Here is a 19,169-nt window from a genome sequence, read left to right as displayed (position 1 = left end):
TTGGGAGGAATAGGTGAATAAAATTCGCTCGACAGCCGTTGAAGCACTGGCTGAAATCATCAGTGACGGGATGGTTATTATGGCCGGCGGCTTCGGGCTTTGCGGTATTCCGGAAACCTTGATCGAAGCCGAGCGGCTGTCCGGGCGCGGAGACCTGACGTTCATCTCAAACAATGCGGCATCGATGATCTCGGTCTCGGCCGGCTGCTCCAAACGCGTCAGATCCGCAAAATGATCTCCTCTTATGTCGGAGAGAATAAGCTCTTCGCGCAGCTGTACATGTCGGGTGAGCTTGAACTCGAATTCAATCCACAGGGAACACTTGCAGAGCGTATCCGCGCTGGTGGCGCGGGCATTCCCGCATTTTTTACCAAGACCGGCGTTGGCACCTGCGTCGCGGAGGGGAAGCCGACGCAGGAATTTGAAGGTGAGACTTATGTGATGGAACGCAGCCTTGTCGCCGATCTTGCGCTGGTCCACGCTTACAAGGGCGATGCTGAAGGCAACCTCGTCTACCGAAAGACCGCGCGCAATTTCAATCCAGTGATGGCCACGGCGGCCAAGGTTACCATTGCTGAGGTCGAGCACCTTGTCCGGATCGGTGAATTGGAGCCCGACCAGATCCACACGCCGGGAATTTTTGTCTCGGCAATCATTCAGGTCGCGACGCCAACAAAACACATCGAGCAAAGGACAACACGCGTGCGGACCGCAACTGTGGAAGCGGTGGCATAATGGCCTGGACGCGAGAACAGATGGCAGCCCGGGCGGCTCAGGAATTGCGGGAGGGATACTACGTAAATCTCGGCATCGGTATACCGACGCTCGTTGCAAATTTCATCCCCGCAGGCATGAGCGTAAATTTGCAGAGCGAGAATGGCATGCTGGGCATGGGCCCCTTTCCATTCGAAGGCGAAGAAGACGCGGATCTGATCAATGCCGGGAAACAAACAATCACGGAGCTTCCGTCGACCAGCTATTTTTCGAGTGCAGATAGTTTCGCGATGATCAGAGGCGGCCATATTGACCTTTCTATCCTCGGAGCGATGCAGGTTGCCTCGAACGGCGATTTGGCGAACTGGATGATCCCTGGTCACATGGTCAAAGGCATGGGTGGCGCGATGGATTTAGTGGCGGGTGTCAAGCGGGTTGTCGTCGTCATGGAACACGTGGCCAAGGGCCATCCAAAGTTGTTATCCGAATGCACACTTCCTCTGACCGGTAGGCGCGTGGCGGATCTCGTCATAACCGATCTAGGTATTTTCGAAATCCAAAAACGCGGCGCGGTCAACATGACCCTCACAGGTTTGGCGGAGGGCGTGACAGTGGATGAGATCCGGGCAAAAACGGAAGCAGAATTTTCTATCGCGCTTAGTTCACCTGCAACGATGCCAGCCGGATGCTGAAGTTTGGTGGAGAGTATAGATGCTTCTACCTCCTCTAAATACACTCCACGCATTTCAAGTTGCCGCCCGCCTATCTAATATTTCGCGAGCTGGCGAGGAGTTGCATGTAACGCACGCCGCGGTCAGCAGCCAGATCAAGAGGCTAGAGAGTTGGTTTGGTAGAAAGCTTTTCCAGCGGGCTGGACGTGGCATCGTCCTGACGCCAGCCGGGCGGGAATTCCAGCAGGCTGTGGATGCTGCACTCGCCGAAATATCCAGGTCCAGTCAAAAGTTACGACGTGGCCATGAGAAGAAGGCAATATCTGTCGCGTGTATCCCATCCATTGCCACCCGATGGCTGGTGCCTGCGTTGCCAGACTTTATGCGCAAACACGCAGACATCCCCGTGCAGGTATCCTACGCGCATGCCCTCGAAGAATTCGACCCCGAGCGCTACGATGTTTTGATTACATATCTGCGCATTACGACTGCTGGACTGCTGAGCGCAAAGTTGTTCTCCCGCGTAAACAAACCGGTGGCGAGCCCAGGGTACCTCCAACGGAAGCCCGACCTACTTGACAACGGATTGGATGGGGCGCGCCTTCTCCACGACCAAACAACTGACGCCTGGCAGGACTGGTTCAACAAGGCTGGCTTTCGCCCCAAGACACTATCGAACGGCCCGGTCTATGAGGACTTTAATCTGCTCGCAACTGCCGTCATAGCCGGTCACGGCATCGCTCTATGCCCAATAGAGGTCTTCCGGCGTGAAATCGTTCAAGGCGACCTGGTCATCCTCTCGAACATATCGACCCAGGAGAATGATGCCTACTACTTGGTCAGCTCCAGCGAGCAAAACAGGGCGGTAACCACCTTTACCAAATGGTTCGTTGGCACATGTTCACCTAAGACACTTCTATCCGACCCATCTCAAGCAAATTCGAACAGAACTACAAGCCCGTTGTAAACGCGGACTTAATCATCGCAGCAAATCGGTTCGCCCAGGGAACCGCTACCGATAGGCGGGACAACTGTAGCATAGTGGATGTCTGATAGGATCGAGCTATGGTCCCTGGAAGGGCCTCATTCTCAAAAAATAGCATCCAAAGCGGTTCCATGAGCCCATCATCTCTGCCGAAAAGCTGGGCAAGGTCCAAAAGCGCCTCGGACAACCCAAACGTTTTCTATCACAAGAAGCGTGTTTATAGCCCGTGATTTGTCTGTGCCGCTTGTGATTCATATTCACATATCACTATCCGTATTCAATTGTTCTGCCTTCCTGTCGCTTGGTATGGAGCGCTGCAACGACCACGCACTTCACGAATGCAACGGTGGCACCATGAATAGAGAAGTTTTCATAACGTGCGCAGTGACTGGCGGCGGCGATACCGCCGGGCGTAGTCCACATGTTCCGGTGACACCACAGCAAATAGCTGACTCGGCGTTAGAAGCGCATTCTGCAGGCGCGGCGATTGTGCATCTTCACGTTCGTGATCCCAGGACCAGCCTCGGAAGCCGAGATCCTGGATTGTATCGCGAACTCGTCGCGATCATCCGCGAGCGAAGCACTGACGTGATCCTCAACCTCACAGGTGGAATGGGTGGTGAGATCCTGTTTAGCCAGCCAGATCGACCTCTCCCGCCGATGGCAGCCACGGACTTTGTTGGACCGCAAGATCGAATGGCGCACATTATCGAGCTGCGCCCTGAGCTCGCCAGTCTCGACACAGGTTCGCTTAACTTCGACGAAACGCTGTACGCGACAACACCTAGCTGGTTGCGCCAGATGTGCACCGGCTATCGTGAGGCACGCGTATGTCCGGAGCTCGAGGTTTTTGAGCTGGGGCATATCGAACTTGCCAAGCAACTCATCAGGGAAGGGCTTATCGACGAGCCGGCCGTTTTCCAGTTGTGCCTAGGCATCAAATACGGCGCTCCAGCAACGTCCGAGGCGATGATGGCGATGAGAAACGCGCTTCCACCCGGCGCGATCTGGGCTGCCTTCGGGCTTGGGTCACTACAGATTCCGATGGCCGTGCAGGCGGTCTTGATGGGTGGCAATGTGCGCGTTGGATTGGAAGACAATCTCTTCTTGGACAAGGGCGTTCTGGCAACCAACGCGCAGCTGGTTACTAGGGCAAAAGAAGTCATCGAGCGGATGGGTGCGCGCGTGCTCTCGTCCGCCGAGACACGCCAAAAGCTTCGCTTAGCCACTAGGCCGTAGGGCGTTTGAACCTGTTAGAACTGCTCACTGGCGTCCGGGCGACTTAGCTGTCAGCCAAATACCATCTTACGCCCCTTGTTGAGGCTTTCCAACGAAACGCCGCACGGGGAAAGATAGTTCTTGTGGTGAATTTAGGGCGGACATGTGCACCAAAGTTACAAATCGCTCGCCTTTTTTCAATCGTCCATAAGCAGCAATTGTGAAAGCGTTGGGAGCGAAAGGGAGCAGGGCAGCTAGATGATCGGAAAACCCGACCGCCGGCCGCAACACCAGCACGCACTGATCCAAGCGAAGGCTATTCGCAAGTCGTTCGGCAGCCATGAAGTTCTCAAAGGGGTCGATCTAGCCGCCGCAACGGGCGACGTTGTGACCCTTATTGGCAGTTCTGGGTCGGGTAAAAGTACGTTCATACGCTGTCTGAACTTCCTTGAAGAACCGACTTCGGGCCAGGTCATCGTCGGTAACGAGGTTTTTCAAAGCTCCGGCAAAGCCAGACGGACGGCACATGAACGGGCGCGGCTGGTCCGGCTTCGACAACGCGTTGGAATGGTTTTTCAGGCATTCAATCTTTGGCCGCATCGGACGGCACTGGGCAACATAACCGAAGGGCCGATTCATGCTCGTGGGCTTGCCGCGCGGGAAGCCGAGTCAAAGGGAAAATACTACCTCGATAAGGTTGGCCTTGGCGCAAAGGCGGGTGCGTATCCCGCAGAACTCTCCGGTGGCCAGCAGCAGCGTGTCGCGATTGCCCGGGCGCTTGCCATGGAGCCGGATGTCATCCTGTTCGACGAGCCAACCTCGGCCCTCGATCCCGAACTCGTCGGCGAGGTTCTGGGAGTAATGAAGGCGCTCGCCGCCGAAGGCCGCACGATGATCATCGTCACGCATGAGATGCAGTTCGCGCGCGAGGTCTCGTCGGAAACGCTCTTCCTTTCCAACGGCGAAATCACCGAACGCGGACGACCGGACGATGTGTTTGGGTCGCCACAATCACTGCGGCTGCGAAGCTTCCTGGCGCGTTATTCAGGATGATCCAAGACCAAAATCACAACAATATAAAAAGAGGAGAACTGAAATGAAACCACTGAAAGCACTCAAGGGCCTTGCGTTCGTCGCGGCGTTGTCGGTCACCTCGGCCTCACCCGGTTTCGCGCAGGAGCCGATCAAGATCGGCATAGACGCCTCCTATCGTCCGTTTGCCTATGTCGACGAGCAAGGCAATCTGGCCGGATTCGAGGTCGAACTCGCCAAGACGGTCTGCGAGGAGATCAAGGCGACCTGCGACATCACGAACGTGCCGTGGGACGGCATCTTCGCCGCCCTGGAGGCGGGCAAGATTGACATGGTGGGTACGACGGTAACCAAAAGCTCGGAGCGCCTAGCGAAGTACGATGCCAGCATGACGATCATGCGCGTAGGCTACGGCTTTATCGTCCCGGCAAGTGCCGATATTTCAGGTGGTTACGAGGCTTTGAAAGGCCAGGCCGTGGGCACCATTACGGGTACGGAACCATACTACAAATTCATCCGCGGCATGATCGGTGAGAATGCGGATATTCGGGGCTACCAGAGCCCGGATGCAGCCGTTCTCGACTTGGACTCGGGCCGCATCGCCGCTTTCATGAGCGACAGCTTTCAGTTGCAGGGCCAATTCATAGGGACAGGTAAGTACAAATACGTGGCCGAGCCGAGCTTCGATGCCAAATGGACTGGCGCAGGTCGCTCCTGGATCTTCAGAAAGGGTTCGTCCGAACTCATTGCAAAGATCGACACCGGCCTGAAGGGTGTGATGTCAAAGCCGGTGTTCGACGATTTGGCGATGAAGTATTTCGGCATGCGACTCAAGACCGAATAGTCTGCCCTTGGATATGTATGAAACGGTCTCGCCATTTCTCGGCTTTTGGTCGGTCGGGGCGCTGGTCACTCTTGGGCTCGCGGCGGCGGTGTTTCCCATCGCCCTTGCCGTAGGTCTTGCTGTTGCGTTCGCCAATGTGTCGGAGCATAGGCTGGTGACCTGGCTCGCACGATCCTACCTGGCGGTTTTCAGGGGGCTGCCGGAACTGCTGGTCATCTTCGCTTTCTATTTTGGCTCCAGTATTCTGCTCCAGCATCTCAATTCGGTCACGGGTGTCTATTTGCCCAGTCCAAGCCCATTCTTGGCGGCGGCGCTTGCCCTTGCGGTCCAGTTTGGTGCCTATGCGGGCATTGTATTCGCGGACTGGCTTCGTGTATTCCCAACAGGCCTAATAGAGGCCGGCTATGCTGTTGGCATGACCAAAGCACGGATTCGACGCCGCATAATCTTGCCTATATTGCTGCGTCAGGCAACACCTTCGCTGGGAAATCTGTTTCTCGTTCTGTTGAAGATCTCAGCGCTCGCCTCGGTCATCGGCGTGGAGGAATTGAGCCGCCGCACCAGCGTCATTGCCGGTTCCACACGGGAGCCTCTCCTTTGCTACGCCGTCGCCGCCGTCCTCTATCTCTGCATCTCGGCGACCGCTGGGCTCATACAAGCGTGGATTGAAAGCCGGGCGCGGGGCGCGGTGGGAGCTTGACCATGGCTGACATTCTCTTTGAACCGCAGCTGTGGGCAGCCATATTGGCCGGCCTGCTCGTGACAGTCACCTTGACGATCGCCAGCATGATAATCGGGCTTGCGCTGGGAACCGGCGTGGCCGTGGCCCGCGTCCACGGCAATCGAGCCGTCTCGGTACTCGCCGGCGCGTACGTGTTTGTGCTGCGCGGAATACCACTGCTAATGCTACTCTTCCTGTTCTATTATGGTCTTCCCAGGATCGCATGGCTGCGCGGTACGTGGTTTTGGAATTTCGTACTCATTTCGCCGTTCCGAACCGCTATCTTCGTAATGTCGCTCAACAATTCGGCCTATTTGGCTGAAATCGTGCGCGGCGGCATGCTCAGTGTCAGACGTGGCTTGATCGAGGCAGGGCGCGCCGTTGGGATGAGTGGATGGCAGTGCTTCCGACGCATTGAAGGGCCGATTGCGTTGCGTGCGATACTCGGAAATCTCGGCAATGAGACGGTTGCCGTCATGAAAGCCTCGGCTATCGCCAGCGTGATCACTGTGCACGATTTGATGGGTGGGCCGGCGGTGGTCGGAAATCTCTATCTCGACCCCTTTACGCCGCTGTTGGTTGTCGGCGCGTTCTATCTCCTGCTCGTCGCAGGCATCGATTGGACGGTTGCTCGGATGCAGTTACGGCTGCGTGTGAGCGGGCGGCAGGAAACGCCGCGCTGAGAACTTTGTCACGCCCGCGGCACGCCCAGTCGGATCGAGCCTGGCAGGGATTGCAGCCACTGCAAGAAGATCAAGGCGCTTCGGGAAACAGAGCGGGTCTGCGGCGTAAGCACAAGGTAATGCAGATCGTCCTGGATCGACACGTCCGACAGCGGCACCAATGTCCGGCTGCGAAGCTGAGACGCGATGACTGCCCGACGAAGCAGCCCCACACCCTCGCCCGCCATTGTCGCGGCGAGGGTCAGGTTTCCATCAGGCAAAAGCGGACCGCTTTCCGCAAGGCCGAGGTTGAGCCCCGCCTGTTTAAGCCACATGGTCCAGTAATCCCGATCATCGTCGTGAAGCAGATTCAGCTTCTCGAAATCCTTGAGGGAGCGGTAGCCCGTGCGCTCCAGATAGAGCGGCGAGGCAACTGGAATTGCCGAGCCCTCGAGCAACGGCATGGCGATAAACCCTGGGAAATCGCCCGGCCGCCCGTATCGGATCGCGACGTCGGTCGTCTCCGGGTCGATCTGCATCGTGCCGCGCGAATAGTGCAAGGCAACCTGAATGTCGGGGTGCTTGGCCCAGAACTCGTGCATCTGCGTCATCAGCCACGACACAGCGAACATGGGCAGGCTGGAAACGCGCACCTGTGTGGCATTTCTTTGCCGTTTCAAAAGATCGGTCTCGGCGTGAATCAGCTTGAAGGCTTGGCAAACGCTGATCTTGTAACGCTCCCCCGCATCCGTGAGCCTTATGCCGCGGCCATGGCGCTCCATCAGCGGGATGGCGAACCAGTCTTCCAACTTGTGGATCTGGTGGCTGATCGCGGAATGGGAAACGAACAGCTCTTCGGCGGCGGCCGTGACGCTGCCCAGGCGAGCGACTGCTTCAAACGCGCGTATCGACTGAATGGGCGGCATCTTCATCTCGACATGTGTATCGAATTCACATGTCGGACAGCAAGTGCCAACAGTCTCCTGCGGATCGCAATGCTAGACCTCGGTCAGAACAAAGAGGTCGCGGCTCACACAATGAAAGACCTGGATATTTCCCTGCTTGACGAGAGCACCCTTGCCTTTCGGACGCGCGTTCGGGCGTTTCTGCGGCAAGCCCTGCCGCCCGAAATACGAGCCGCCGGCGAGACGGAGCGTATGGACCTCGACAAGGAGGACCAGCGGCGCTGGCACAAGATCCTGCGGGCCGAGGGATTGGCTTGTGCTGGGTGGCCCGCGAGCCATGGCGGGCCGGGCCTCACCGACGCGGAACGCTATGTTCTCGAACGTGAACTCGCGCTCGCCGCCGCGCCGCGCCCGATGCTCTACGGCGTTACAATGCTGGGCCCTTTGTTGATCGCTCATGGATCGCACGAACAGCAAGCTTGCTACCTGCCTCCGATCCTTGAGGGCGACGTCTTTTGGTGCCAGGGATTTTCGGAGACCAATGCCGGCTCGGATCTCGCCAGTCTTCAGTGCTCCGCGCGAGCCGACGGCGATACCTATATCATAAATGGCCACAAAATGTGGACCTCGGAAGGTCACATTGCAGACTGGATGTTCGGGCTTTTTCGCACCGCGACAGCCGACCGCAAGCAGGAAGGGATCACCCTCCTGCTGCTCGACATGAAAAGCCCCGGCGTCTCGGTTCGTCCGATACAGACCTTCGACGGCACAGGCATCGAGATCAATCAGGTCTTCTTCGACGGCGTCCGTGTCCCCTCTTCACAGCGCATAGGATCCGAAGGCGCTGGCTGGGCAATCGCTAAGGACCTGCTGGCAGCCGAGCGATTTGGCAATGCCGAGGTGTCACGCTCCCTGGCTTCCCTTGATCGGCTACGACGTTTCTGCAATCGATCGCCAAGGAACGGTGGACGGTTGATCGACGATCCACATGTCGCAAGACGGCTGGCCGAGCTTCAGGTGGCGTTGCGATCCGTGGAACGGACCGAACTTCGCTTCCTCATGCAAGGCGGCGATGCCCTTGGCGCCGAGGCGGCGCTGCTAAAGTTGCGCGGCACCGAGGTGCAGAATGAAATTCTGACTGCCGCAGCCGATCTGGTCGGACCGGCAATCGCCTATCACATCGACGATTTGGCCGCCCCGGCAGGTCCCGTTGCGCCGCCGGAAGGCCGGTACGCCCTGCGGTCCCACTTCAACTATCGCAAAACGATGATTTATGGCGGCACGAACGAAGTGCAGCGCAACATCCTGGTAAAGGCGGTGCTGCAGTTATGATCCGCAACCTTGCACTGGACGAAACGGAACTGGCTGTGCGAGACGCGGTAACGCGGCGCCTGAAAGATGGACTGGCGCCGACTTCAAGCGCGCCGACCCCATATGAAGCGGTGTGGGCGGCATTGGCTGACCTTTCGTTCCTTTCCGTCCCACTGGACGAAGCCCAGGGCGGGCTTGGCGGCGGCCTTTCGGACGCCGCGATCGTTCTCGAACCGCTTGGCCGTTGCGGCGTGGCGGTGCCGTTCCTCGACGGTATCTGCGGCCCGGCCGCGCTCTTGTCACGCCTGCCCGTCAATCCCGTGTTGACGGAGCTGATAAAAGTGGCCGCCGCCGGGGGCGCGCCGCTGGCCATCGCCTGGACCGAGGCGGATCAAGGCTGGGATCGACATCCGGTCTCGACCAAGGCGGTCCGCGATGGGGATGGATGGCGCATCACCGGGCTGAAATTGGCGGTTCGCTGGGCCGCGCAATCGGGAGGGCTGCTCGTTTCGGCGAACTGCCTTGGCTCGACCAGCGTGTTCTTCATCCCTCGCGACGCCATTGGCGTGGCAATGGTCCCCTGCCGCACCGCGGATGGCCAGCAGGCCGCCGATGTGATGCTGACAAATGTCGCGCTTCCAGCCACCGCCCGGCTTGACGAGGACGATGCCACCGAGGCGTTGAACCATGCGCTCGACGCGCTCGCCGCCCTGTCATTGGCCGAGGCGGCCGGGGCGATGGATGCCTGCCTGGACATGACGGTCGGCTACCTCAAGACGCGCCAGCAGTTCGGGGCGCCACTGTCACGCCAGCAGGCCTTGCAGCACCGGATGGCCGATATGTATGCCGCGTGTGAGACGGCATGGTCGATGGCCGTCGACGCCGCAACGGCGCTGGCGCCCACCGTCTCCCCGATCGACCGCGCAACACGCGTCTCGGCAGCCAAGGCGCATGTCGGCCCGTCTGGCCGTCGTGTCGCACAGGAGGCCGTGCACCTTCATGGTGCGATCGGCATGACAATGGACTATCCGCTCGGGCGCCTGCTCGCCCGGCTGACGCTGATCGATCTTGGCAATGGCGATGCCGATTGGCATCTCGCTCGCCTCGCCGCCCTGCTGGACGGGGCATCATGAGCCCCGCCCCCGACTTGAGACCGCTGTTTCGGCCTCGCTCGATTGCGATCTTTGGCGCGAGCGCACGGCCCGGGCGACCAGGATGCGATATCATTGCGGCGGCTTCTTTGCTCGGGCCCGCGCCAAGGCTCTATCCGATCACTCCGCGCTACGACACCATCCTGGGCATACCGTGCCTGCCGGATGCCGCCGCACTTCCCGAGACGGTCGACCTTGCCGTTATCGCGAGCGGGTCGGCTCGTATCCTCGCGGATGCGGCCGCGGCGATCGAGGCAGGTGCCAAGGCACTGCACGTGCTGGGCGATCTCGACACGGGAGACTGCGATGCTCTCGGTCGCATGGCTGCTGAACACGGCGTGGCTTTGCTTGGTCCGAATTCCGTCGGCTTCGTGAACTATGCGGGGAAATCCCTCTCCACCTGGATCGCTCCGCCGGAGGGCCAGCGCACATCCGGCTCGATAGCGCTGATTTTGCAGTCGGGCGCCCTGTTCTCCTATGCGAATGCCGTCGATCCAAGGCTCTCTTTCAGCCTTACCGTCCAGCCTGGCCGCGAAGCCGGCGTGACGCTCTCTGACGCGCTGATCCATGCGCTCGCAATGCCAGAAACGCGGGTGGTCGGGATCTACCTTGAAACGGTCGCCGATCCATCCCGCTTTCTGGAGGGGCTGGCCGAGGCGGAGCGCGGAGGTATCCCCGTTGTCGTGCTGGCCCCCGGGAGAAGCCCGCTGGCGGCCATCGCGATCGCCACGCATGCAAGGCGTCTGGCTGGCAGCACGGCCGGGCTGGAGGCTGTCTTCCGGCGCCACGGCGTTATCGCCACAGCATCGCTGGACCAGTTCTGGTGCACGTTGCGGCTAATGTCGGCCGGTCTGCATCTCGGCCCTGGAGGCCTTTGCGTCGTCACCGATTCAGGCGCGCAACGCGCCATGACCATCGACGTCGCCAAGCGCGAGGGCGTACCGCTCTCCAACTTCTCACCGCTGACAGAGGCGCGATTGCGCGCAATCCTCGCCGCCGATCTCGAGCCGCAAAACCCGCTCGACATGTGGGGCGGTGAGGAAGACCTGCCCCGCCACGTTTCTGACTGCCTGACGGCGGCCCTTGAAGATCCCGACAGTGCAATCGGGCTGGTGCTGACCGAATTCGGCGTTTCCGACGATGACACCTTTCCCACCCGGATGGCCGACGGCGCCGTAGCCGCGGCAAAACGGGCAAGCAAGCCCATTCTTGCCGCCAGCTTTTCGACGAGGCACTTTTCGCCTGCCAGGATCTTGCGAATGGAACAGGCCGGACTGAGAGTGCTCGACGGGCTCGAGACATCGCTGACGGCACTCGCCCATTTGTTTGCATGGCGCGACCGTCCTTCGTGGCCGCAGGTTGAGCCCATGCCCGCCGAGACGCGACAGCGGATCGCTTCCGCGCTCGATGCCCTTCGCCCCGCCGACGAGAATGCCGCACTCGACATTCTGGCGCTCGCCGGCCTTCCAACCGTCGACCGACACTTGGTGGTGTCGGCCGAGCAGGCCGAACGCGCGGCGGCCGAATTCGGTATGCCGGTCGTCCTGAAAAGTGCTGAAGCCCTCCTCCACAAGACCGAGGCCGACGGCGTTGTCCTCGACCTGCGCGACGGGCCGGCGGTCCGCGCGGCCTATGATGATCTTGCCCATCGCCTCGGGCCGCGCGCGCTCGTGGCGCCTATGGTTCGCGGCGGAATCGAGCTTGCCCTTGGCGCGCTGGTCGATCCGGTTTTCGGGCCGATCGTCATGGTGGGCGCCGGCGGAACAGCCGCGGAAATCCTGTCGGATCGCCGCTTCGCACTCGCCCCGGTCAGCGAGGCCGAGGCTCTTGCCATGATCGCGTCGCTCCGCGTCAGCCCGCTGCTCGATCCTCTTCGGGGCAAACCCGGCATCGATCGGCACGCCGTGGCGAAGGCGGTGAGCGAGCTGTCGGTGCTGGTGGCCGCCTTTCCCGAGCGCATCTGCGAGATCGACGTGAACCCTCTCATTGCCACGCCCTATGGCTCCACCGCGGTTGATGCGGTGATCCTTCCTGCCAACTCCATGGATGACCCAAGATGAATTTGAAACCGCCGGTGGTGGACGTCAGTGACATTAAGCGCATCGTGTGCGTGGGAGGCGGTCTGATCGGTGCGGGTTGGGCCGCGCATTTCATACGAGCGGGACTTGATGTGGTCGTCTACGATCCGATGCCGGAACGCGAAAGCTACCTCCGAAATTATCTGGACGCGGCCATGCCGACCTTGCGGACGCTCGGCCTTGCCCCGGGTGCTTCATCCGATCGGCTGCACTTCACTTCAAATCTCGGCGAAGCACTCGCCGGCGCCCATTTCGTGCAGGAAAGCGCCATCGAGGACCGTGACGCGAAGACAGAACTTCTCGGCCAGATAGACGCCATCCTGCCGCGGCACGTTGTCATCGCCTCCAGTTCGTCGGGCTTCCTGGCGCAGGACATTCGGCGCCGAGCCAAGCATGGCGAGCGGATTATTATCGGCCATCCATTCAATCCCCCGTTCCTGATCCCGCTGGTGGAAATCGCTGGCGGCGACAACGCCATCAAGGCGGCAACCGTAGCCACGGCATTCTACAACGCCACCGGCTGTGAAGTGGTCGAACTGGATCGCGAGATCGACGGCTACATCGGCAACCGCATCCAGTTCGCGGTGTTCAAGGAAATCCTCTATATGTGGTCCAAGGGCGTTGCGGACCTCGCCACGCTCGACCGCGCCGTCAAGGCTGGACCGGCGATACGATGGGCAGCCTTGGGTCCATCGGCGGTGTTTTTCCTGGGCGCGCGCGACCCGACCCTCTATCAGGAATTTGTTTCCCTCCTACTGTGCGAATTGAACAGCGGCTACACAGCGCCGGGCGATTTCAATCCGGATGACGCGCTGATGAAACGCTATGCCGACGAGGTCGTCGCGACGTTTGGCCACGGTGGGCAGAAGCAACTGCAAACCCTGCGTGATGAGGGTGTCGCCAGTATCCGCAATGCGCTGGTCAACCACTGATGGCGTGGGAAATCACCTGGCAGGGACAGGTCGAGAGCGACTGGCTCGATGAACTCGACCATGTCAATTTCCTTGCCTACCAGCGCGTTGCCGAGAAGGGAGGCGAGGTGTTCTGGACGGCTGTCTCTGGGGGACTCGGCTTCAAGGAGAGGCACGGCACCGAGTATGTCCTGCTCGAAATCCATGTCCGGTACCTCGGCGAGCTTCGCCTGGGTGAGGTGGTGACGCTCGAAACGGCGCTTCTTGCCCACGACGACAAACGTTATCAGCTTCTCCATCGGCTAAGCCGCGACAGTCACGTAGTCTGCACCGTCGAGACCGTCAACCTGGCGTTTGACTTGACGACGCGTCGTTCGATGGCCTTCGGTCCAGGGACACGCGCGGCGCTAGACACGCGGTCATCCAAGCTGGACGGCGTACAGGCCGAACTCCCCCTCAAACGGATGAGGACCATCGCATGACCGACACAACGGTTATCGCGCAAAGACTGGGACCCGTTCTTGAAATCACGTTGAACCGCCCGCCGGCAAACGCGATCAATCGCGCGACAAGCCGGGCGCTGCACATCGGGCTGAAGATGCTGCAGGACGATCCAAACCTTCGCGTGGGACTGATTATCGGAGCGGGCGAGCGTATATTTTCCGCCGGGTGGGATCTAAAGGAGGTGGCCGAACCAGGATTTGATCCCAAACTCGACAACCACCCGGAGCTTGGACACGGAGAGGGTGGATTCGCGGGCATCGTCGAATATCACGCTCTGCTCAAGCCGGTGATCGCGGCCGTGAATGGCGCAGCCATCGGGGGCGGATTTGAGATAGCGCTCGCCTGTGACGTGATCATGGCCTCCGAAAACGCTTTCTTTCAACTGCCGGAGATGCAGCGCGGCTTCCTGGCCGACGCAGGCGCCGTACAGCGGCTGCCCCGCAAGATTCCCTACAATGCAGCTGTCGAGATGCTGTTGAGCGGACGACGCGTATCGGCCGAGGAGGCACGCGGTTGGGGTCTTGTCCATGAACTTCACCCGCAGGAAGCCTTGCGTGACGCAGCCAGAGCCTATGCAGCGCAAATTGCGAATGGTGCACCACTTGCGCTACAGGCGCTGAAGGAAGTTCTGCGCCATACCGAGTCTATGTCGGTTGTGGAAGCCCTTGGCGTGACCAAACCCGGGCGTAGTGGGTTAGCTATGTACGAGCGCATGTCGAAGTCAGATGATTTTCTTGAAGGGGCTCGGGCCTTTGCAGAAAAGCGAGCACCGAACTGGAGCGGTTCTTAGGGTCCACTTCCGCTCATTTCTGTAAGCTCTGATTACAAATATGATAGAAAAGATCATATTGTTACGTCTGTCGCTTTCCCCATAATTAGCGCAGCACGCTTTATTAAACTGGTCTTTATCGCTGAAGAATCAATGATAAATCGCCGATGTACAGAGATGTGCTTGTACACTATGGGTTACAGGAGAGCATGATGTTCGTACGATCAATTGATGACTTGCGCGACACCGCGCGAGATGTGGATTGGGGGAACGGTAAGAGCTACCGGTTGCTAGTCGAATCTGACGGCATGGGCTTTGGGGTCTGCCACACAGTGGTGAAGGCGGGGAGCGAGGCGCTGTTGCAATATCGCAAGCATTTGGAAGCCTGCTACTGCATCGCGGGCCATGGCGAAGTCGAAGATATGAACGGAACGATTTACCCAATCAAGCCTGGTGACATCTATGTGCTGAACGAGCATGACCGGCACTATCTGCGCGGCGGCAAGAATGAAGATTTGATTCTGGTCAGTGTTTTCAATCCACCGCTCAAAGGTACCGAACGCCACGACCTAAAAAATCCTGATGGCTCAGCCTACTGACCTGCAAAGTGACGCTCAGTAACCACAGGGCCTTCAGCATTTCCTTGGTGCCATAACGAGATGGTTGGTCGACTCGCCCAATACAGCAAATTGGGTGGGTCGAACAGCATCGCCACCAGCCTTGTCTTATCGCCACCAGTTGGCGAGCAATCGCTCGTCCAGTGCTGCGAGACGATTGATGCCGTCAATCTCAACCAAGTCGCCAAATGTTACCGCAGTCACGGGAGGAACCGCTCGATGGCATCGGCGCCTTGCCGACACGTTCGACTTCCTAAATCACGTTCGCAAAAGCTCAACTCAACAAGAAATCTGTCGGTACCTGCTTCGTTACGCTGAACGATTTGGCACTACGAACCTGCTGGCAGGACCAATTCCTCCACGTCGCGCCCTGAAACGTGAGCAGGTTTCACATGTGCTGCTTGACGCCTGGCCAGAACAATGGTCCGAGCGCTATTTTTCGAAGGGTTACCTTTATCGCGATCCAACCATTCAACTTGTAAATCGCGGCAACGCGCCCTTCCTTTGGAGCGAAATCGATAAGGTGTGTGAGGTCTGTCCGTATGGTCGCCGGATCAGGAATCTTGTGCGTGAGGCCGGTTGTCGTTATTGACTGACGAACCTTTCGCCGAAGACGACAGCGAATTGTGTCCTTGCCTCGAACCACTCGCGCGGGGCGCGTTTCCATTCCTCGGCGGCGTGGTTAAGAACGAAATATAGCAGCTTCATCGCGGCGTCGTTCTCGCCATTTTGGGCGACGAGATCGACCATTGCATGGCCTCCACCGGGCAGTCGGCATTGCTGCCGGCAATAACCAGCGAGGCACACCAGGAAGCGTTTCGCGCGTGGGAGTTGAGCACCGGCTGACATCTGGCCGTGGAACTGTGAGGTCGTGCTTGGGTCAGAAGCGAGCGCGTCCAGCCTGAGTCGGCCACGTCCCGGCCCTCCATCCCCAGATGTGGGCGCCAGTGAATCGTCTCAATACATTTTGACAATAACCTTGGCCCCACCGCACGGGCCTTAATCCGCACTACCCGTAAAAGTCAGGCACTCACAAGTCGGACAATGGTGTCTATATTGAACTCTAGGCGCTCGTTGAGGGCATTCTTGTCCATCAGGTCACGCTCGAAGATAATTGAACCTGTGAAGCGGTTCGTCAGATAATAATATCCGATCGCGGCGATCGTAATGTTCAACTGCACAGGGTCGATCCCGGCCCGAAAATCCCCGCTGCTCACGCCCCTCTCAAGGATGCTTGACACCATGGCGACGAATTTTCGGCTGGCGGTCTTGATCAGCTCAGACTTCTTCACATGCTTTGCGCGGTGAAGGTTCTCGCTGTTGACCAAGGTGATAAACTCAGGATTCTTCAAATAATATTGCCATGTAAACCGCACGAGGCGTTCAAGGGCATCCCTGGGTTCGAGGTCGTCGAGATGAAGTTTCTGCTCGGCTGTGCGGATGTCCATATAGGCGTTTTCCACAACCGTCTGAAAGAGACCGTCCTTGCTGCCGAAATAATGATAAATCATACGTTTGTTGGATTTGGCTTTCGCTGCGATAACATCAACGCGGGCGCCGCCGAGGCCATTCTTGGCGAAATCGCTCTTTGCTGCCTCCAGGATGCGAAGCTTGGTCGCTTCGGCATCCCGAAGCCGCTTCTTCTTGGCGACATTGCCTGATTTTTCGGACGTGGCGTCCACTTTGGTCGCTCCCTTGATTCCGGTTCCAGCGCGTAGGCGACGATCGATCATACGCTGAAAGTCATTTCAATTGTTCGAGAAAGTCAACAGGCCGCGCATTGCGCAGGCGCTTGACTCTCGCTCGTTCAGGAAGTAACTAGATGGTGCATTAAGTGACTAGGGGAGCAGTTTGGACGGCCAGGCTCTCGACGTTGCTCAATAGGTGCCCGCGCCTGCGGGTCGTTGCCAAATGGGAGGTAGCATGTCGACTTTCATCAAGGATTTCATCGAGCGCGAGACCATCAACCGGCGCAATTTCCTGCTCGCCACGGCTGCCGGCATGGGAGCCATGGCCGTGCCATTCGGCTTGGGCGGCGCCGCTCAGGCGGCTCTCACTGACCCGGCGATCGCCTGGTCCTACCGCGACCGCGCCTCGGCTTACTGGAACTCGATCGTGTCGGGTGGAGAGGCTTTCGTGGAATCCCTCGGCAAACCGAAGGATTCCCTCGTCTCGCTGATCAACGAGGGCTCCTCCGAAAAGTCGCTGGCCGACATCAAGGCGTTTCTTGCCAAAACCAACGGCAAATGCGCAATCGCCTGCGATGCCAACGACAGCCCGAACGCCCGTCCCGTGGTCGAGGCGGTGCGGGATGCCGGGGCCTACATTTCCACGATCTGGAACAAGACCGACGACCTGCATCCTTGGGACATCGGCGACAATTACGTCTCGCACATGACATGGTCGGACGAGAAGCCGGCCGAGCAGACGGCGCGTATCCTGTTCGAGGCCATGGGAGGCAAGGGTGGCGTCGTGCATCTGGGCGGCATTGCTGCCAACAATCCGGCCATCGAACGCCTCAATGGCTTGAAGAACGCGTTGAAAGATTTTCCCAACATCGAGCTTCTCGATGCCCAGCCCGCCGATTGGGACACGACCAAGGGTACGGAGTTGATGGCGTCTTTCCTGACCCGTTTCGGCGACAAGATCACCGGCGTTCACTGCGCAAATGACAATATCGCCTATGGCGTGATCGAGGCCCTACGCGCCGAAGGCATCGAGAATATGCCGATAGTGGCCTATGACGGAAATCCGGAGGCGGTGAAGCTCGTCATGGACGGCAAGCTCCTGGCGACGGTCTTCACCAATCCGCACTGGGGCGGCGGCATCACGGCGGCGCTCGCTTACTATGCAGCGACCGGCGCCTTCAAACCCTCCGAAGAGCCGAAGGAACACCGCGAATTCTACGGCCCGACGATCCTCATCTCCAAAAAGGATGCCGCGGACTTCAAGGCCAAATATCTCGATACCGTTCCGTCCTACAACTGGAAGGACTTCTGGGGTCCGGGCAACGGGCAGATTAAGTACAAGTAATACGAAGCTCGATCGGGCGGCCCTTTTTCAGGGCCGCTCCCTTCCACAACGGCACGCTTGGACGGGAGGCCGAAGTTGCCACGTATCCTCACGCGCGAGAACGCGATCCGCTGGGCACCTTTCCTGGTGCTTCTCGCGCTCATAGTGCTGTTTACGGCGATAAACCCTTCGTTCCTGTCGCAGCGCAACTTCGCGCGCATCGCGATCGCGGCTACGCCCGCGCTCATGGTGGCGGTCGGCGTGACCTTCATCATCGTCATGGGGTCCATCGACCTCTCGATGGAGGGCGTCGTTTCGCTGACGGCGGTCCTGTTCTGCTTCCTGATGCTGGCGTTCGGCGGAACGCTCGCGTCGGGCGGCTGGATAGCGATACCGGTCATCTTGGCCGTCGGCGCCGCGATCGGCCTTGTGAATGGCCTCGTTCACGTCAAGCTGAAGATACCATCCTTCATGGCCAGTCTCGCGCTCGGTTTCGTTGGCACGGGCGCCGCCATCCTGCTGACTGGCGGCGACATCGTCAAATTTAACGACCCGACGTTCCGCGCCTTGCTGACCTGGCGCATCCTGGGGTTTCCCTTGATGGTTTATGTCGCGGGCCTGTGTCTCGTTCTCGCCTGGTTCATCCAGGCCCATACCCGCCTTGGACGCTATTTCTACGCGGTCGGCGGCGGCGAGGAACTCGCCCATGCCTCGGGCGTGCGGGTGCGGCAGGTGAGGATGGCGGGGTTTTCGCTTGCCGGCTTCTTCTACGCGATAGCCGCGATCCTGCAGGTGGCGAAGCTCGGCCAAGCAGAATCGGTCACGGGGTCCAATTTCATGTTCATGTCGATCACTTCAGTCGTGGTTGGCGGCGTGGCGCTGTGGGGCGGCGTAGGTGGAGTGTGGAACACGCTCGTCGGCGTCCTTATTGTCGCGGTGATCAACAACGGCATGGTGGTCATCGGTCTGCCCGACTTCCTGCAGGCCGCCGTTCTCGGACTGCTCGTCATCATCGCGGTCATCCTGTCGACGGACCGGCGCTCGGTCGCGTTCGTCAAGTGAGG

Annotated in this window: 18 protein-coding genes and 2 pseudogenes; 17 read left to right on the top strand and 3 right to left on the bottom strand. The window is 59.3% G+C overall.

Annotation, left to right across the window (positions count from 1 at the left end):
• Positions 1-13: 13 nt before the first annotated feature.
• From FJ957_RS21490 to FJ957_RS21455, 8 genes and pseudogenes are all read left to right on the top strand, one after another.
• A pseudogene (locus FJ957_RS21490) lies at positions 14-735 on the top strand (CoA transferase subunit A).
• Positions 735-1,406, top strand: coding sequence for a 3-oxoacid CoA-transferase subunit B (locus tag FJ957_RS21485; RefSeq protein ID WP_140834853.1), 672 nt, complete (start codon positions 735-737; stop codon positions 1,404-1,406). The pseudogene FJ957_RS21490 and the gene FJ957_RS21485 overlap by 1 nt, the downstream one beginning before the upstream one ends.
• A 19-nt stretch (positions 1,407-1,425) precedes the next feature.
• Positions 1,426-2,352 (top strand): LysR substrate-binding domain-containing protein, encoded by a 927-nt coding sequence (locus tag FJ957_RS21480; protein ID WP_140834852.1) that lies wholly within the window; start codon positions 1,426-1,428, stop codon positions 2,350-2,352.
• Positions 2,353-2,676: 324 nt separating this feature from the next.
• Complete coding sequence (locus FJ957_RS21475) at positions 2,677-3,609, top strand: 3-keto-5-aminohexanoate cleavage protein (protein ID WP_348642567.1); 933 nt, start codon at positions 2,677-2,679, stop codon at positions 3,607-3,609.
• 237 nt (positions 3,610-3,846) lie between these two features.
• On the top strand, positions 3,847-4,641 hold the full coding sequence (locus tag FJ957_RS21470) for an amino acid ABC transporter ATP-binding protein (protein WP_140834851.1): 795 nt from the start codon (positions 3,847-3,849) through the stop codon (positions 4,639-4,641).
• A 43-nt stretch (positions 4,642-4,684) separates the two neighbouring features.
• Positions 4,685-5,464 carry a transporter substrate-binding domain-containing protein gene (locus FJ957_RS21465; protein WP_181180653.1) on the top strand — a complete coding sequence of 260 codons (780 nt, stop codon included), beginning with the start codon at positions 4,685-4,687 and terminating at the stop codon, positions 5,462-5,464.
• A 13-nt stretch (positions 5,465-5,477) separates the two neighbouring features.
• Complete coding sequence (locus tag FJ957_RS21460; RefSeq protein ID WP_246685925.1) at positions 5,478-6,164, top strand: ABC transporter permease subunit; 687 nt, start codon at positions 5,478-5,480, stop codon at positions 6,162-6,164.
• Between the two features lie 2 nt (positions 6,165-6,166).
• Positions 6,167-6,868, top strand: a complete 702-nt coding sequence (locus tag FJ957_RS21455; protein ID WP_140834848.1) for an amino acid ABC transporter permease — start codon at positions 6,167-6,169, stop codon at positions 6,866-6,868.
• 8 nt (positions 6,869-6,876) lie between these two features.
• Here the strand turns inward: FJ957_RS21455 and FJ957_RS21450 are convergent, their stop codons facing one another.
• Positions 6,877-7,779, bottom strand: a complete 903-nt coding sequence (locus FJ957_RS21450; protein ID WP_140834847.1) for a LysR family transcriptional regulator — start codon at positions 7,777-7,779, stop codon at positions 6,877-6,879.
• 105 nt (positions 7,780-7,884) lie between these two features.
• Here FJ957_RS21450 and FJ957_RS21445 point away from each other — a divergent pair, with 105 nt between their 5' ends.
• The 7 genes from FJ957_RS21445 to FJ957_RS21415 all read left to right on the top strand — a co-directional run bounded on the left by FJ957_RS21445 (position 7,885) and on the right by FJ957_RS21415 (position 15,075).
• On the top strand, positions 7,885-9,084 hold the full coding sequence (locus tag FJ957_RS21445; protein WP_181180652.1) for an acyl-CoA dehydrogenase family protein: 1,200 nt from the start codon (positions 7,885-7,887) through the stop codon (positions 9,082-9,084).
• The gene (locus FJ957_RS21440; protein ID WP_140834845.1) at positions 9,081-10,196 is read left to right on the top strand and encodes an acyl-CoA dehydrogenase family protein; all 1,116 of its coding nucleotides are present in this window, start codon (positions 9,081-9,083) and stop codon (positions 10,194-10,196) included. Before FJ957_RS21445 ends, FJ957_RS21440 begins: the two co-directional genes overlap by 4 nt.
• Complete coding sequence (locus FJ957_RS21435) at positions 10,193-12,274, top strand: acetate--CoA ligase family protein (protein ID WP_140834844.1); 2,082 nt, start codon at positions 10,193-10,195, stop codon at positions 12,272-12,274. The genes FJ957_RS21440 and FJ957_RS21435 overlap by 4 nt, the downstream gene beginning before the upstream one ends.
• Positions 12,271-13,224: a 3-hydroxyacyl-CoA dehydrogenase NAD-binding domain-containing protein gene (locus FJ957_RS21430; protein WP_140834843.1), complete on the top strand. Its 954-nt coding sequence runs from the start codon at positions 12,271-12,273 to the stop codon at positions 13,222-13,224. The genes FJ957_RS21435 and FJ957_RS21430 overlap by 4 nt, the downstream gene beginning before the upstream one ends.
• The gene (locus tag FJ957_RS21425) at positions 13,224-13,685 is read left to right on the top strand and encodes a thioesterase family protein (protein ID WP_140834842.1); all 462 of its coding nucleotides are present in this window, start codon (positions 13,224-13,226) and stop codon (positions 13,683-13,685) included. The genes FJ957_RS21430 and FJ957_RS21425 overlap by 1 nt, the downstream gene beginning before the upstream one ends.
• Positions 13,682-14,497, top strand: a complete 816-nt coding sequence (locus FJ957_RS21420; RefSeq protein WP_140834841.1) for an enoyl-CoA hydratase-related protein — start codon at positions 13,682-13,684, stop codon at positions 14,495-14,497. The genes FJ957_RS21425 and FJ957_RS21420 overlap by 4 nt, the downstream gene beginning before the upstream one ends.
• A 191-nt stretch (positions 14,498-14,688) precedes the next feature.
• Positions 14,689-15,075 carry an ectoine synthase gene (locus FJ957_RS21415; RefSeq protein WP_140834840.1) on the top strand — a complete coding sequence of 129 codons (387 nt, stop codon included), beginning with the start codon at positions 14,689-14,691 and terminating at the stop codon, positions 15,073-15,075.
• Positions 15,076-15,678: 603 nt separating this feature from the next.
• Here FJ957_RS21415 and FJ957_RS21405 read toward each other — a convergent pair.
• Positions 15,679-15,810, bottom strand: a pseudogene (locus FJ957_RS21405) (IS256 family transposase); the annotation flags it as partial.
• Positions 15,811-16,115: 305 nt separating this feature from the next.
• Positions 16,116-16,826, bottom strand: a complete 711-nt coding sequence (locus FJ957_RS21400) for a TetR/AcrR family transcriptional regulator (RefSeq protein WP_140834838.1) — start codon at positions 16,824-16,826, stop codon at positions 16,116-16,118.
• 190 nt (positions 16,827-17,016) lie between these two features.
• On the opposite strand from FJ957_RS21400, the gene FJ957_RS21395 reads away from it, so the two are divergent.
• On the top strand, positions 17,017-18,126 hold the full coding sequence (locus FJ957_RS21395; protein WP_140834837.1) for a sugar ABC transporter substrate-binding protein: 1,110 nt from the start codon (positions 17,017-17,019) through the stop codon (positions 18,124-18,126).
• Between the two features lie 75 nt (positions 18,127-18,201).
• On the top strand, positions 18,202-19,167 hold the full coding sequence (locus FJ957_RS21390; protein ID WP_140834836.1) for an ABC transporter permease: 966 nt from the start codon (positions 18,202-18,204) through the stop codon (positions 19,165-19,167).
• Positions 19,168-19,169: the final 2 nt, after the last annotated feature.

This window comes from Mesorhizobium sp. B2-4-6, assembly GCF_006442775.1.
Taxonomy (GTDB): domain Bacteria; phylum Pseudomonadota; class Alphaproteobacteria; order Rhizobiales; family Rhizobiaceae; genus Mesorhizobium.
The sequence above is the reverse complement of the archived record's forward strand: the minus strand, read 5'-3'. Positions and strand labels throughout refer to the sequence as shown.